Raw genomic sequence first — 15,589 nt, 5'->3', positions numbered from 1 at the left:
GTCATTTCGACGAGGAACGAGGAAAAATCTCTTGTTTGAGGAGTTCAGGCAAGAGATTTTTCGCTTTACTGCGTTTCATTCGAAATGACGCTGATACCACATACCTATTCCTGCTTTTTTTACTTCAAGGCCCAATAACCAAGGCCCAGCCATATCAATCCCTTGATCAGGAAGAATAGAAACCCCCAAACACCGACCTTTTTCAGCCACTTTAAAATGGCGGCCTTCCTTTCTGATGTTGGTTTTGTAGTCATAACACAAAATTAATTGATTTACAACTAACTTCAACATAAAGTTTTTTGATGGAGATATAGTCTGCCTCTATTTTGAGTCTTTACTCAATTTACGGATGGGGGTTAGTTCCACTTTTCTGAATTCCACTTCAGAACCTTCAGCCTGCAAGGCAATATTTCCACTCTGGGCAGTGCAATTTGTACCGTGATTAGTAAATACATCGTTCACCCAAACTTTCACCTGATCGCCCACACATTCAATCACCATTTTATTCCATTCCCCAACCGGTTTCTCTACGTCTTTGGATAGTCTTTTGATCCTGCGTAATTTATTTCCATTGATACCCCAGTTTTCTTTAGGACCTCTACGTGTTTCCATGTCTGTAACGGTGATATCTTCTTCAATGCACCAAAAATCACCGGCCATAGTGTGCTGCATCTGTACTTCAACGGACTGAGGGAACATATCATACAACGCTCTTGATCTGGAAGCATGGACCAATACGCCGCAGTTTCCCGGTTTTGCGGCAAACCTGTACTGAACTTCTATTCTGTAATTTTTGTAGACCGCATCGGTGATCAGGTGACCACCAGGGGTACCAAGGCTAACCAATAATCCATTCCTTACGATAAATGGATTTCTAGCATTTGGATTTTTATCCATTTCCGGAACATCAGCATGCCAGCCTTTCAAGTCTTTGCCGTTAAACAGGCTTTTGGATTGGGCAATGGAAGTAGCAGCATTGAAAAATAAAGTGATGGCAATTGCTGAAGTATAAAGTAGTTTCATTGTATGGTTATGTTTGTTGATCCCACTAATATATATAAAATCCTTATTGTTTAGCATCACTAAAATTTATATAGATATTTCAATAGGATTATATTCATTAATTTTAGCGCTGAGAAAGTTTATCATTTTAGACTAATTTCAAAAAAATATGGGTGAAATAAAATGGGGCATCATAGGTTGCGGGGATGTTACAGAAGTTAAAAGCGGACCTGCTTTTAATAAGATTGAGAACTCATCGCTGGTTGCAGTGATGAGGCGGGATAGGCTAAAGGCGCAGGATTATGCTGTGAGACACGGAGTGCCAAAATGGTATGACAATGCCGACCTGCTGATAAATGATCCTGAAATAAATGCAATTTATATTGCCACACCTCCGCTCCAGCATGAAGATTATACGATAAAGGCACTTGCTGCGGGTAAGCCGGTTTACGTGGAGAAGCCGATGGCCCTAAATGCAGCGGCGGCAATCAGAATGAAAGCGGCATCTGAAGAATACGGTGTTAAGTTATGTATTGCTCATTACAGACGTGCGCAGCCTATGTTTATAAAAATAAAAGACCTACTTCATGAAAAGGCAATTGGTGATGTACGTTTTGCACAACTTCAAATGTTACAACCGATTGCCTCAGATGTCATTGCAACATCAGAAACTTCCTGGCGCCTGAACCCTGCTATCTCAGGAGGAGGATTGTTCCACGACCTTGCCCCACATCAGCTAGACCTGATGGTTTATTTCTTTGGTAAACCTGAATCTTTTTCAGGTCTTTCTTTAAACCAGCGGGGGACAGGTAATGCAGACGACATGGTGGTTGGTCAGGCCCTGTTTAATAACGGAGTGGTTTTTAATGGTACATGGTGTTTTACTGTATCTCCGTCAAATAAAACCGATCTGTTTGAGATAATAGGCAGCAAGGGAAGGATCAATTTTCAGGTATTTGGTAATAAAGTTACTTTAGAAATAGAAGGCATCCTCAAGGAATTTGTCTTTGATCCGATCGAACATGTAGAGCAGCCAATGATTGAAAAGGTCACAAATTATTTTCTTGGTGGAGATGAAAATCCATGTTCGGCAGAAGAGGCAATTCTGTCAATGAAGATGATGGATTCTTTCACTAACATATAGTTTTGGTCTCGTTATTGTCTTATAGAGCCTGGAATAAAAAAATCACATTCATAAAAAAACATGCTTAAAAAAGTACTCATTGTTTTAGTTATCCTATTTGCCGTTTTATTTGTTGCTGCGGCATCAATTCCTTTATTTTTCAAAAAAGAAATTGACTTAAAGGTCAAATCATCCATTAACGAAAGTATAAATGCTAAAGTTGATTTTAAGGATTTGGATTTGAGTCTGATTAGCTCCTTTCCCGATTTGGGAATTAAGATCAACAATTTAACGATAGTTGGTATTGACAGTTTCGCCAAAGACACACTGGCAAACATTAAACAACTTCAACTGAATTTGAACTTTATGAGCGTGATCAAAGGGGAGACTTATCAAATCAATTCCATTCTACTCGATGAACCTACCATTTTAGCCAAAGTATTGAAAAGTGGAAAAGCCAATTGGGATATCACGAAGCCTGACAGCCTGGCCTCTCCAAGTACAGATACGGCTAAAACAAACTTTAACGTGGCCTTGCAGAAATATGCAATTGAGGGTGGGAATGTAACCTATGACGATGCTTCTTTAGGGTTTTTCATGCAAATGAAAGACTTAAATCATTCCGGTAAGGGGGATTTCACGCAGGATCTCTTTAAGCTGCAGACTCAGTCTGATATCGCGCAGCTCACTGTTAAATATGCAGGTATTCCATACCTCAATAAAGTAAAGCTAAATGCAGAACTTCCTATTGATATGGACATGAAAAATATGAAGTTTAGCTTCGCCGAGAATAAAATTCAGTTGAATGAACTGCTATTATCTGCAGTAGGTTACCTCGCAATGCCGAATGAAACCGATATGGTCATGGATTTTAAGTTTGATGCGAAGCAATCCGAACTTAAAAACTTCTTATCACTGATCCCTGCCATCTATTCCAGTAATTTTAAGGACATGGAAGCGAGTGGTAAGTTTGCTATGGACGGGACAGCTAAAGGAACTTACAATGAAAAATCATTACCAGCATTTAACGTCAACCTGTCTATTGAAAATGGAAAGATCAAATATCCTTCATTACCTTCAGCGATTAATAACATCCAGGTAAAATCGCAGATCAATAATCCGGATGGAGTGATTGATCATACTGTAGTAAATGTCCCGGCCTTTCATATGGAATTTGGTCAGGCACCTATAGACGGGCGATTATTACTTAAAAACCCTGTAACCGACCCATTCTTAGATATGGCATTGAAAGGAAAGTTGGATTTGAAGCAATTGACAGCCATTTTTCCAATGAAAGACATGACTTTGAGTGGTATTTTAGATGCTGATGTACAAGCGTCGGGGCGCAAATCATCGATTGACAAAGGGCAGTATGAGGCATTTAAGGCATCAGGACAAATGATGGCGAGTAATTTTAATTATTCAGGTAAAAACGTGCCGATGCCGGTAAGTGTGCCGTCTGTAAAAATGACTTTCAGTCCTAAAAATATTACGCTTACAGGATTAACGGCTAACGTAGGAAAAAGTGATTTTAAAGCAAACGGAACTGTAAATAACTATTTGAGCTATTTCTTTAAAAAGAACCAGGCGTTGCAGGGAAATTTCAATGTCTCATCAGGATTGATTGATGTCAATGAGCTGGTTGGTCCTCCTGTTAAGGAAGAGAAGGCTGAAAAGAGTAATTCGAAACTTTCTGTTTTTGAAGTTCCGGGGAATATAGATTTTAACCTGACTGCAAATGCGGGCCGTATTTTATATGACAATTATGACATCAGTAATGCAAAGGGGATGCTTGTAGTAAAAGATAAGACCATATACTTTAAAGATATGGGTATGAATATGCTAGATGGCAAAGTCAATATGAATGGTTCTTATGCTACTATTGATCCTAAGAAGCCAAAAGTGGATATTGTTTTTGGTATTGAAAAAATGGATATACAGAAAGCCTTTACCGCATTCAATACCGTTAAATTGCTGGCTCCGGTAGCAAAATTTGCAAAAGGAGTTTTCTCTACAAACCTGAAGTTCAATTCAGATCTTGATCAAAACATGATGCCGGTTTATTCCTCCATTAATGCGGAGGGACTAACAAATATTATTCAGGCAGTACTTGATGGGTTTGAGCCGTTAAATAAACTGGCTTCGGCTTTAAGTTCAGATAAATTCAAAAAACTGGAACTAAACAATGTACTTACGAAGTTTAAAATTAAAGACGGGCGTTTGAATGTTGCTCCTTTTGATATTAAAAAGGAAGGTGTTGTGATGAATGTGCAGGGATCAAATGGACTGGATCAGACGATGGACTATCAACTTGGACTGAATGTGCCTAGGGCAATGTTGGGTGCAAAAGCCAATGAAACGGCCAATGCATTTATTGCAAAGCTGAACAGTAAGGCAGGTACAAATGTGGCGGTGAGTGAAACCGTAAAAGTAAATGCTGTATTGGGCGGGACCATGTTGAAACCTACAATAAGCCTGAAATACGGAGCCGGAGATGCGAAAAGTGAAGCTAAAACTGTGGTAAATCAGGCAATAGCAGACAAGAAGGAAGAGCTTAAGGCAGTTGCCCAGGCCAAAGTAGATACGCTAAAAACACAGGCTACAGAAAAAGTAAAGAATGTCGTTGCGGATAAATTGAAAGGCTTTTTTAAGAAAAAGGAATAAGTGATCATGGTATAGTGAATAGATTTAAATAAATTTATAGCATGATCACTTACCGCTCTGCTGATGATACAGATGAAAGGCTGATGGAATTAATCGGCCAGAATGACCGGATGGCATTCAATGAACTGTACAACAGGCACTGGAAATTCCTTTTTACTGCGGCATTCAATACACTGAAAGTAAGAGAAGATAGCCTGGACATTTGCCAGGCGGTATTCATATGGCTTTGGGAGCATAGAAAGGAAGTAAATGTCAGAACGAATGTACAGGTCTATTTATGGACTTCGGTTAAGTATAAAATTGCCAACTTCATTAGAAATGGCAAAGTTAGGGATAGTTTTTTTGATGAGTTGAAACAGCTAAACCCTTCCTCATTTCAGGGAAATGAACTGGAAGTAAAAGAACTGAGAATGCTTATTGAACAACTGATCGGAGAATTGCCTGAAAAATGTCAGACGGTTTTCAAGTTATCCCGTAATGAGCAACTGAGTCATAAAGAAATTGCAGAAAGACTTTCTATTTCTGAAAAAACGGTGGACGACCACATCACGAGGGCGCTTAAGAAGTTAAGAGGGCCATTGAACAGACTTGCGGTATTATTTATGCTATTTTAGTATGAGAAAAACCTGGTTAATACTGATCCTGACAGGTATTTTTTTACCGTATGTTCTACATGCACAGATTCCAGCACCTGATCTTACAACATTTAAATTTAAGGTGGAAGAGTCCCCGGAATGGACTAATCTTTTTCAGCGGACAAAAGGTTGGTTTGGAGGAGATGGAATATATTCTATTCCTTTAAACGGAGTGGAATCAAATGGATCTTCATCCCGTAAAACGTTGTTTATTTTTAGTGACAGTATGATAGGAGATGTTGAAGATGGTAAAATAAAAAAGTCAGGGATGATCCATAATTCTACGGCAATATTAGAGGGGAAGAATCCGGTTTCAGGCGATTTTCAATTTAACTGGAAGAAGAAAGGAAATAGCGCTCAACCTGTTTTTGTGCCTGCAACACCCAACACCGAACCAGAAGATTATTACTGGCTGGGCGATGGTTTTGTAAATCAAGAGATGGATAACGCGATTTATATCTTCGGCTATAGGGTCAGACAGATAGGGCCAGGTACTTTTGGTTTTTCTGAAGTAGGAAACACCCTGATAAAAATAAAGGCCAGCGAAGTAAAAAGGATTGGCTCTTTTGAACAGAAGGATACACCTTTTTACATCAAAAAAAATGGAGAGACGGGATCTTTTGGTGCCGGAATCTATGTGAATACCAAAGCTGCCGGGGCAAAAAATCCGGATGGTTATATTTATGTTTATGGTGTTTTTGGAAAAGAGAAACAGCTTTTGGTGGCAAGAGTAAGGCCTGAGGATTTTGAGAACTATAACCAATGGAGATTTTGGAATGGTACTGGCTGGACTGAAATTATGAATGATGCAACTGCGCTTACAACTGGTGTTTCAAATGAACTTAGTATGTCACAACTGCCTGATGGCAGATTTGTCCTGGTTTTTCAGGAAGGTGGAATTGGAAGGTACGTCGTGATGCGCATTGGAGCAGGCCCGACAGGACCTTTCGGACCACTAAATAGAATTTGGGACTGCAAGGCCTCTCTTACCAAGGAGGGCTATTTTGCTTATAATGCAAAGGCCCATCCCAGTCTGTCTACAAAAGGTGAGTTATTAATCAGTTATAATATCAATTCTTTTAATTTTTTGCAAGATCTCGGGGCTGATCCACAGTTTTACAGGCCAAGATTTATCAGTTTGAAAATTAGTGATTAAATTTTGGTGCTGACAATCAATTATTTAAGTATTTTTTTATTTTTTAGGCAGGTGTTTGTGTCTGTTTGTGTGCCTTCTTTATATAATACCTTTAGCCAAACCAAACTATGAACAAACAAGCATTTTTAGAAATAATAGAACGTGTAACTGATGGTACTGCTTCGGATGAACAATTGAAGTTGTATAATCAATATATTGATGAATTGAAGGGGGATGGATCATGGGATAAAGTCCGAATGGGAGATGAGGCCGAAACCAGGCAGGCATTGCTTGCCCTGATCGATCAGAAGATAGACAGACCTGCAAAAAAACAAGATTATAAGTTATGGTATAGAGCTGTTGCTGCTGTGGTTGTATTGAGTGTTTCTGTATGGTTGTATTTATTTCTGAATGAAAGTAAGATCAGCGCTATTCCTCAGGATATTACTGCCGAGAACGACATAGCGCCAGGAGGAAATAGGGCTGTCCTGACACTGGCTAATGGTAAAGTGTTTGATTTGGAAACTGCGGATATCGGAGAGCTCGCAAGTGATGCTGGATTAAAGATTTTTAAAGTTGAAGATGGTGTCATTGAGTATAAGACGGTTAGTTCGGCAGTTGGCGTTTTAGGAGGTATACATACTTTAACTACTCCAAAAGGAGGAACCTATCGGGTTATATTGTCAGATGGGACTAAAGTTTCGCTGAATCCGCTTTCCACGCTCAAATACCTATCTAAGTTTGATTACAATAGTAAAAGAAGTGTAGAATTGAATGGAGAAGCCTATTTTGCTGTTACAAAGTCTAAAGCAGAGTTCCCAAAAGATCAGCATAAGATATTTTCTGTGTTGACTGATAAACAGGAGGTTGAGGTCTTGGGTACACATTTTAATATACAGAGCTATTCCAATGAAGCAGCTACAAGGACGACGTTGATCGAAGGCGTAGTAAGGGTGTCAAGGCTGGCAAGCACAGGTTCGGTAAAAAGCCTGGTCTTGAAACCCGGCGAAGAATCGGTGCTCACAGATAAAACTTTTGAAGTAGTGGAAGGCAATGTTGAAGCAATAGAAGCCTGGCAAAATGGGAGATTTCTGTTTGATAATGAACATATCACTTCTATCATGCGGAAAATCGCAAGATGGTATGATGTAGATGCCATATATCCCGAAAAAATGCCGCGTGACCTTAATTTTAGCGGATCTATCTCTAAAAACAAAAATCTTTCTCAAATACTGAGGATTATGGAACTTACCCGCTCAGTTCACTTCAAAATTAACGGCAGAACCCTTTATATAATGAGTGATGAATAAAATTTGTCAGTTTTTAGTTAAGATTGTTCTAAAAACCTGATAAGGTCTTGAATTAAAATCCTATTATTTGATATTACGTTCCGTAAATTGTAATTTAGAGTATTGTTACCTCTCGCGGTTTAATGCTTTATTTTTAGAGGAAGATGGGAAACTTCCTGAATTGGGGATATATTAATGACAGAAAATCATGACTTCAGTGATGTTGATCTTCTTTCTTTATTCAAGAGAGGCGATCAATCTGCGTTCAAATTGATTTATGAGCGTTACTGGCAGTTGTTATATGTCTCCGCGTGCAAAATATTGAAAGACGAGGATGAAGCTAAAGATATTGTTCAGGAGGTTTTCATTTCGTTCTTAAATAAGAGGGCTAATCTGGAGATAACGATTAGCATTTCGTCTTATTTGTATTCATCGGTCAGATATAAGGTTTTTGATTTCATCAGCCGTAAAAAAGTCAGACAAGACCATCTTGATTCCTTATCTGCTTATATATATTCCGGTGACCTGCGTACAGATCGTGCGTTAATTGAAAAAGAGATTAATGCCGAAATAGAAAAAGAAATTCAGAATCTCCCTCAAAAGATGAAAGAGGTATTTGAACTGAGCAGAAAAGAAGAACTGTCACATAAAGAAATCGCCGATACACTTAATATTTCCGATAAAACGGTTAAGAAGCAGATTAGTAATGCTTTAAAATTACTTAAGCCCAGATTTACCAATTATTATAGTATCATTCTTATGGTATTTTTTAAGCTGTTTTAATATTTTTTAAAAATATTTCATTTTCATCTACTACTAAAGTTCACTTTGGCCGACATGTATCAAAGCAAAACAAGCTTTAGATATAAAATAAGATGAAACACGATTTTTCCAAAGATCTTTTTGATAAATATGTTGAGGGCAAATGCACTGAAGAAGAAAAGGCTATTGTAGAAGGTTGGTATCTTAATGAGCTAAAGAATAGTGATTTTGTTCCTGAAAAAGAGCAGATGGCGCTTGTTCAGGAAGAAATCTGGAATGGCATAGCGCCTGCAAAAAAGAGTTATCCTTTTGTAAGATGGACTGCATATGCTGCTGCGATAGTTATTGCAGTATTATTTGTTTATAAATTTCAATCGGGGAAAGAGGTTAAGACCAATCCGGAAACCAAGCTTGTTTCAGCTCCTGTTGATAGGGATAGTGTGGTGGTGGCATCCGCAACTGAGAATAGCATGATGAAACTGTCTGACGGAAGTGTGATCATTCTTGAAAAGGGTAGTAAGCTAACCATACTGTCGGCATTTAATAAAAAACACAATAGAGAAGTAGAACTGGAGGGAAAAGCTTTCTTCGATATTGCACACAATCCTTCGAAGCCTTTCATTATTTATACAGGTAATGTGAGAACGACTGTATTGGGTACCTCGTTTGACATTACAGCACCGGCCGGATCAAAATCTGTGAAGGTCAATGTAATCAGGGGATTGGTAGAAGTGAAAAATATGAAATCTCACTGGCTTACTTATCTGAAAAAGAATATGCAGGTAGTATCAGAAGATGCAGAGATGGTCAGCAGAAAAGTCATCAATGCAGAGAAGGAGCTTTCATGGAATAATAAAGAGGGAATTGTCTTTAATGACATCTCATTTAAAGATGCTAAGAACATGTTGGAGGACCGTTTTCAAGTGAAGATCAACCTGCCTGATGAGGATTTGCAAAACGTGAAATTTACCACTTCACTAAGGGCGAATGAAAGTCTTGATCACTTTCTATCCATCATTTGTAATTACAACAACGCTAAACACAATTTTAATATAGATAGTACAGAAGTATCAATTAAACCTTTAAACCGTAACTAATATGAAGAAATTCTACTCTACCCGGAAAAATTCGACTTAAAAAGTAAGGCTGTCATTTAGTATTGCGAGTACTAAAAAAAACAGCCTTACCGGAGGCGTCATTAAGAATGACAGCCTTTTTCATGTAATTCCAAGCTTAAGTTTAGTAATCACAATAAAAACTAAAAATATGAATTTTTCTGCAGAAGCAGCAAGAAACGGGAATTCTATTTTCCGGAAATTACCCAAACCACTAATACAGATTATGCGTATAACTTCCCTTATTTGCATAGTAGCAGCTATTTCATTGCAGGCTATTGCGTCCAGCGTAAAAGGTCAGGCGATGAATGAAGTGAAACTAAATATTTCATTGAAAAATGAACGTATTGAAAGTGCAATTAAAAAAATAGAAAGCAGTACCAGCTTTCGTTTTTTGTACCGCACTTCAGATCTTAGAAACATTAAATTGATAACTCTCAATGAGTCGTCGATCACGGTTAGTGATCTGATGAGGCGTTTGCTATCGACCTCAGAATTGTCTTTTAAGCAAGTTGAGGATATGATTGTCATCAGTAGAAATCCTATTTCGGAAAGCCGGAAGCTGGTAGTTGTCGCTGATACTGTAATTAGGGGTACTGTCTACGATGGTAAAACCAAGGATAAGATAATCGGTGCGACCATTACAGTAAAAAATAGAAGCGTAAGGGCGATGACAGATGCTAATGGTAACTTTAGAATCAACGCTCAGATAGGAGCGGTACTTCTGGTGAGTTACATAGGATATGAAACTCAGGAGACTACGATCACCAAACCTATTTTAGAAATAAGGCTTATTGAATCTGCTCAATCGTTAAAAGGAGTGGTTGTGACAGGGATCTTCTCACAGTCAAAATCTACATTTACCGGTGCGGCGCGGACACTTACTTCTGAAGAACTCGCTAAAGTATCGAACAACAATGTGCTCAGCGCACTTAAATCACTCGATCCGGCATTTCAGATCCCGGAAAACCTAAACATAGGTTCCAATCCAAATGTGTTGCCAGATGTTGTATTAAGAGGGGGTAACACCCTGGTGGATACACGTCAAGTGGGAGGAGCAGATCCATTTAACTATCAGGCTTCACCAAATGCACCCCTGTTCATTTTGGATGGATTTGAAACCACACTGCAACGCATTAATGATTTGGATATGAACCGTATCGCCAGCGTAACCATATTAAAAGATGCAGGTGCGACTGCCATATATGGTTCAAGAGGTGCGAATGGTGTCATCGTTATTGAACAGGTCCGCCCTGTGGAAGGCAAATTGAGGTTTACTTATAATGGAAGCACTCAATTAGAAGCTCCTGATTTAACAGGTTACGACCTGCTGAACGCGAATGAGAAATTTGAACTGGAAGATCGCTCAGGTTTCTTTAAAAATAATTTCAACACCACACAGAATGCACTGGATCTGGTACGTGAAAATCGCCTAGCTGCGGTACAGTCTGGTATAAACACTGATTGGATATCCAAGCCGTTACGTACGGGGATTGGTCAGAAGCATAATCTATACGTAGAAGGTGGTGCAGACGCGGTTACGTATGGATTGAACATCACGTACGATCAGAAAACTGGTGTAATGAAAGGGTCCGATCGTAAAACGACAACTGGTAATTCATTTCTATCGTATCGACTGAAGAATTTTCAGTTCAGAAATGAGCTGAGCCTTTTCTTTAATGATGCCAACAACTCACCTTATGGCTCATTCACTCAATACACCCGGTTAAATCCGTATTGGTCACCCTATGATGCTAATGGCAACCTAAAAGTATATCTGGAGGAGGTGATAGATCCTGCGACGGGAATTCGCGTTACCAATCAGGATTTTTATGACAATCTAAATGGATATGTTGGCCGTCCTGTCAATCCTTTGTATAATGCTTCATTGAATATCGCAGACCGGACTGGTTATCGCGGCATTACCAACAATTTTGAGACTCGATGGCAAGCTAAAGAATGGTTGCGATTAACTGGTCGTTTGTCTTATACCAAACAAAACGACGAATCGGACATCTTCCTTCCCGCACAGCACAGTTCTTTCGCCAATATCACCACTTTTGAGAAAGGTTCATACACAAAAGGTACTGGTGACCTGGAGCGTCTGGAAGGATTTCTGACAGGGGAGGCGAATAAGAACTTTGGCAAGCATTTCCTATCCGGGTCGGCAACACTGAACATACAGGAAGTTACCTCTAATACGCAGTCGATACGTGTAATTGGCTTTCCGAATCCGAATCTGGATCAGTTTATTTTAGGTAATCAGTATCCTACTAATCAAAAGCCTACCGGTAGCGAAAGTGTGACTCGCACAGTTGGTACGTTGGCCCGTGCTGCTTATGCTTATGATAACAGGTATTTGTTCGACGCAACTTTTCGTTTAGATGGTTCATCTTTGTTCGGAACAGACAAACGATACGCTCCATTCTGGTCTATAGGTGCAGGTTGGAATCTGACGAATGAAAGCTTTTTGAAAGACAATCCTGTAGTTAATGATATGAGATTGCGCTATACCATTGGTACAACAGGATCACAAAGTTTTGAAAGCTACAAGGGGATTACTACCAGTCAGTATTACACAGACCGTGAGTATAGAGGAGTTATCGCTTCTTATCTGCTTGGTTATGGTAATGAAATGCTGGCCTGGCAGAAAACGCTGAAGCAGAATATCGGTCTTGATATTACTTTATTTAATCGTTTCACTTTAAATGCCAACTACTTCATCGAGCGGACTAAGGGAAGTATAGCCTTTATTGCAAGTGCCCCTTCATCAGGATTTTCCGGATACTACGACAATATGGGAGATGTGCTGAACAAAGGTTATGAGCTTTACGGGCGCTTTAACATCCTGGCCAATCCAAGTAACCGCAACAACTGGTCGGTGTTTTTCAACGCTTTCCATGTGACCAATAAGATTGAAAAGATATCGTCGACTATTAAGGCACTAAATGAAAGAGCGAATTCTACCCGTTCTACTTCACCACTTCCAAAATATGCGGAGGGACAATCTGTAAATGTAATTTGGGCCGTGCCGTCGCTAGGTATTGATCCTGCTTCTGGTAATGAGCTTTTTTTAAGTAGAGATGGTACAGTTGTTAGTTCTTATAATCCTGCAGATCAGGTTATTGCCGGTGACAGGACTTCAGATATTTCCGGTACTTTGGGGACCAACCTGGAAGTTAAGGGGTTTGGCTTGAACTTCTACTTGAGATTTGATTTTGGAGGAGATACCTATAACCAAACCCTTGTAGATCGTGTGGAGAATGCTAACGTGGCGCTTTATAATGTGGACCGTCGTGTGTATGACTCCAGGTGGCAGAAACCAGGAGATGTATCATTTTATCGTGGCATTGTAAATTATACCAACAACGTAAACGCGCCAATTAGTTACGCAACTACCAGATTTGTGCAAAAGAATAATTTCATTGCAGGTGAAAGCATGTCTGTTTATTATCGCTTTTCGGATAAAATAAATAAACGGCTAGGTCTTCAGAACACGAAGATCACATTGTTTGGTTCAGATATTTTCAGGGCTTCAAGTATTAAGCGGGAACGCGGCCTCGATTATCCGTTTGCACACAATTATACATTGCAATTACAGACTACTTTTTAATAGAAATATCATGAAGCTAAAAAATATAACCATATTATTACCAGTTTACCTTTTCGGCTTATTGTTGTCATTTTCATCTTGCAAAAAGTGGCTTGATGTAGACCCAAAGACACAGGTAAAAGAAGCCAAACAGTTCAGCACCCGTCAGGGTTATGTCGATGCACTCTTTGGTATTTATCAAAGTGCAGCTGAAATTAGCAATTATGGCGGTCAGCTCAGTTATCGATTTTTGGACATACTGGCTCAACGTTACGAAAATAAATCGGCTACCAATACATTGATTGGAAAAACGGCCCGTTATATCTATACAGATAGCGAAGTTCAAACAGCGATATCAGTTATTTTCAATAGTCAGTACAAGATAGTTTCCCAGGCAAACTTTATTCTTAAAAATATTGACAACAGCGAGGGGGTTTTAGATGATAATACGCTCAATATCATTAAAGGAGAGGCGTTGGCTATGAGGGCATATATTCATTTCGATTTGGCACGTTTGTTCTCAGAACGCTATGACAATGGAGCAAATGCAGGCAAACCTTCAGTTGCTTATCTGAAGTCATTTACAGTAACTCCGCAAACCAGACTTACATTGGGCGAGGTGATAGCTAACTGCGAAGCTGACCTTAAAGAGGCTGAATCTTTGTTATCCTCCAATCAGGAGATTGATCAGATTGTGGGTAACCAGGGAAGTACCAACGCCGACCTTTTCCTGCAATATCGACAAAATCATATGAATTATTGGGCGGTAAAGGCATTGCTGGCACGTTTATATTTATATAAAGGAGATAAGCCAAATGCCTTAAAATATTCAAAGGAAGTAATACAAAGTACCAAATTTAAGTTCATTACCTCGGCGGAGATTAATGTTGATGCTGGTTCAACAGCCTCAGACCTCACTTTTACCAGTGAGCATATTTTCTCTATTTATGTGTCTTCTTTGAAAGCGCGGGCCGACGATGTTTTTAAAAACACCACTACTACTGGCGAAACAACAGATCTATGGTCTACAAGAGCAAAATTGGATGCGACCTATCAAGCCTCATTAGTTGGCTACGGTACTGACGTGCGCAGACCCGGTGCCTCGAAGAGCTTGTGGAACGAGATTGCTTCTACAACGGTATATACAAAAAAGTATTGGAGCGATGCACCGACGAATGTAAAGCAAAGGCTAATACCATTGATCAAATTATCTGAAATGTATTACATCGCGGCGGAAGCTTCAGCAACCATTCAGGAAGGAATTTCCTATTTAAATGTTGTTCGTACTAATCGTTTGATTCCTGAACTGCCTGCGCCAGCGACACAAGCCGCATTTGATACGGAGATCCAGTTTGAATACCGTAAGGATTTCTACGCAGAGGGGCAACTTTGGTTTTATTATAAACGTATGAACGTTTTGACATTGCCTGATGGAATATCAAATCCGATGACGACAGCAAAATATGTTTTCCCTATACCAAATGACGAATTGGAATTCGGCTTGGCCGGCAATTAAATACATCACATGAGAAAATAGGAAGCTATAAAAATAGTTTCTAATGAAAAATAAAATTATAGAGATGAAAAAGATATTGAAGAATTTTCTGATGGTGCTGCTCCCTGCGGTCATCATGGCTTCTTGTACCAAGAATAAAGAATTGCTTTATAATGAGGCAGATATGGTGTATGTGGAGTCTATACCAGATAGCACGGATTATACATTTGCTGCAAGTCCGGCAAGCTTGCTAAGTGATTCCATTATGGTGAATTTCCGTATCATTGGCAAGGCATCTGATAAAGACAGGACTATCAATTTTGTACCGACGGCTACAAGCACCGGTAAGGCTGGTTACCATTATAAAGTAGGTAATGCAGTGATCAAAGCCAATACATTCAGTGCCCGAATACCAATTTACGTTTATCGTAGAGCTGGATTAAAAGATAGTACACTTACTGTAAATCTGATGGTTACTGAAAACTCAGATTTTAAACCAGGTTATCCAAGCCGCTTGCGTTACAAATTTACCCTTACAGATATATTGACAAAGCCCAGTAACTGGGAAAGCACCTGGGCTGCTTATTTCGGTACTTATTCTGAAGTTAAATTCAGATTCCTGATTGCCGTTACTGGCAAAACAAACTGGAATTCTGGTCCGTTGCCGCAAGATTCACGTTTCCTATCCCAAAAGGCGAGAAATGCGTTGCTTGAATATAATCAGCAGAATGGTGCCCTGATAGACGAATTCGGACAGCAAGTATTTTTTCCATAGAG

At 39.3% G+C, this 15,589-nt stretch carries 12 protein-coding genes; 10 read left to right on the top strand and 2 right to left on the bottom strand.

Going from position 1 to position 15,589, the window contains the following annotated elements; all coding sequences use genetic code 11:
• Positions 1-75: 75 nt before the first annotated feature.
• Together FA047_RS20670 and FA047_RS11645 are read right to left on the bottom strand one after the other, a co-directional pair.
• Complete coding sequence (locus FA047_RS20670; RefSeq protein WP_205943298.1) at positions 76-291, bottom strand: hypothetical protein; 216 nt, start codon at positions 289-291, stop codon at positions 76-78.
• 30 nt (positions 292-321) lie between these two features.
• A complete protein-coding gene (locus FA047_RS11645; RefSeq protein ID WP_136836248.1) occupies positions 322-1,023 on the bottom strand; it encodes a 3-keto-disaccharide hydrolase in 702 nt (233 codons plus the stop codon).
• A gap of 148 nt (positions 1,024-1,171) precedes the next feature.
• Between FA047_RS11645 and FA047_RS11640 the strand changes: the two genes are divergently transcribed.
• From FA047_RS11640 to FA047_RS11595, 10 genes are all read left to right on the top strand, one after another.
• Entirely contained in the window at positions 1,172-2,146 is a 975-nt protein-coding gene (locus FA047_RS11640; protein WP_136836247.1) for a Gfo/Idh/MocA family protein, read from the top strand.
• A 60-nt stretch (positions 2,147-2,206) separates the two neighbouring features.
• The gene (locus tag FA047_RS11635; protein ID WP_136836246.1) at positions 2,207-4,789 is read left to right on the top strand and encodes an AsmA-like C-terminal region-containing protein; all 2,583 of its coding nucleotides are present in this window, start codon (positions 2,207-2,209) and stop codon (positions 4,787-4,789) included.
• A 41-nt stretch (positions 4,790-4,830) separates the two neighbouring features.
• Complete coding sequence (locus tag FA047_RS11630; RefSeq protein ID WP_136836245.1) at positions 4,831-5,403, top strand: RNA polymerase sigma-70 factor; 573 nt, start codon at positions 4,831-4,833, stop codon at positions 5,401-5,403.
• A 1-nt stretch (position 5,404) separates the two neighbouring features.
• Positions 5,405-6,580, top strand: coding sequence for a DUF4185 domain-containing protein (locus tag FA047_RS11625; protein ID WP_136836244.1), 1,176 nt, complete (start codon positions 5,405-5,407; stop codon positions 6,578-6,580).
• Positions 6,581-6,687: 107 nt separating this feature from the next.
• Complete coding sequence (locus FA047_RS11620; RefSeq protein WP_136836243.1) at positions 6,688-7,869, top strand: FecR family protein; 1,182 nt, start codon at positions 6,688-6,690, stop codon at positions 7,867-7,869.
• A gap of 174 nt (positions 7,870-8,043) precedes the next feature.
• Positions 8,044-8,631 carry an RNA polymerase sigma factor gene (locus FA047_RS11615; protein WP_136836242.1) on the top strand — a complete coding sequence of 196 codons (588 nt, stop codon included), beginning with the start codon at positions 8,044-8,046 and terminating at the stop codon, positions 8,629-8,631.
• 92 nt (positions 8,632-8,723) lie between these two features.
• Positions 8,724-9,707: a FecR family protein gene (locus tag FA047_RS11610; RefSeq protein ID WP_136836241.1), complete on the top strand. Its 984-nt coding sequence runs from the start codon at positions 8,724-8,726 to the stop codon at positions 9,705-9,707.
• A gap of 169 nt (positions 9,708-9,876) precedes the next feature.
• A complete protein-coding gene (locus FA047_RS11605; RefSeq protein ID WP_136836240.1) occupies positions 9,877-13,338 on the top strand; it encodes a SusC/RagA family TonB-linked outer membrane protein in 3,462 nt (1,153 codons plus the stop codon).
• Between the two features lie 10 nt (positions 13,339-13,348).
• Positions 13,349-14,833: a RagB/SusD family nutrient uptake outer membrane protein gene (locus FA047_RS11600; protein WP_136836239.1), complete on the top strand. Its 1,485-nt coding sequence runs from the start codon at positions 13,349-13,351 to the stop codon at positions 14,831-14,833.
• A 43-nt stretch (positions 14,834-14,876) separates the two neighbouring features.
• Positions 14,877-15,587, top strand: coding sequence for a DUF4843 domain-containing protein (locus tag FA047_RS11595; protein WP_136836238.1), 711 nt, complete (start codon positions 14,877-14,879; stop codon positions 15,585-15,587).
• The last annotated feature ends 2 nt before the right edge of the window (positions 15,588-15,589 follow it).

The organism is Pedobacter frigoris (assembly GCF_005116445.1).
Lineage (GTDB): Bacteria > Bacteroidota > Bacteroidia > Sphingobacteriales > Sphingobacteriaceae > Pedobacter > Pedobacter frigoris.
The sequence above is the reverse complement of the archived record's forward strand: the minus strand, read 5'-3'. Positions and strand labels throughout refer to the sequence as shown.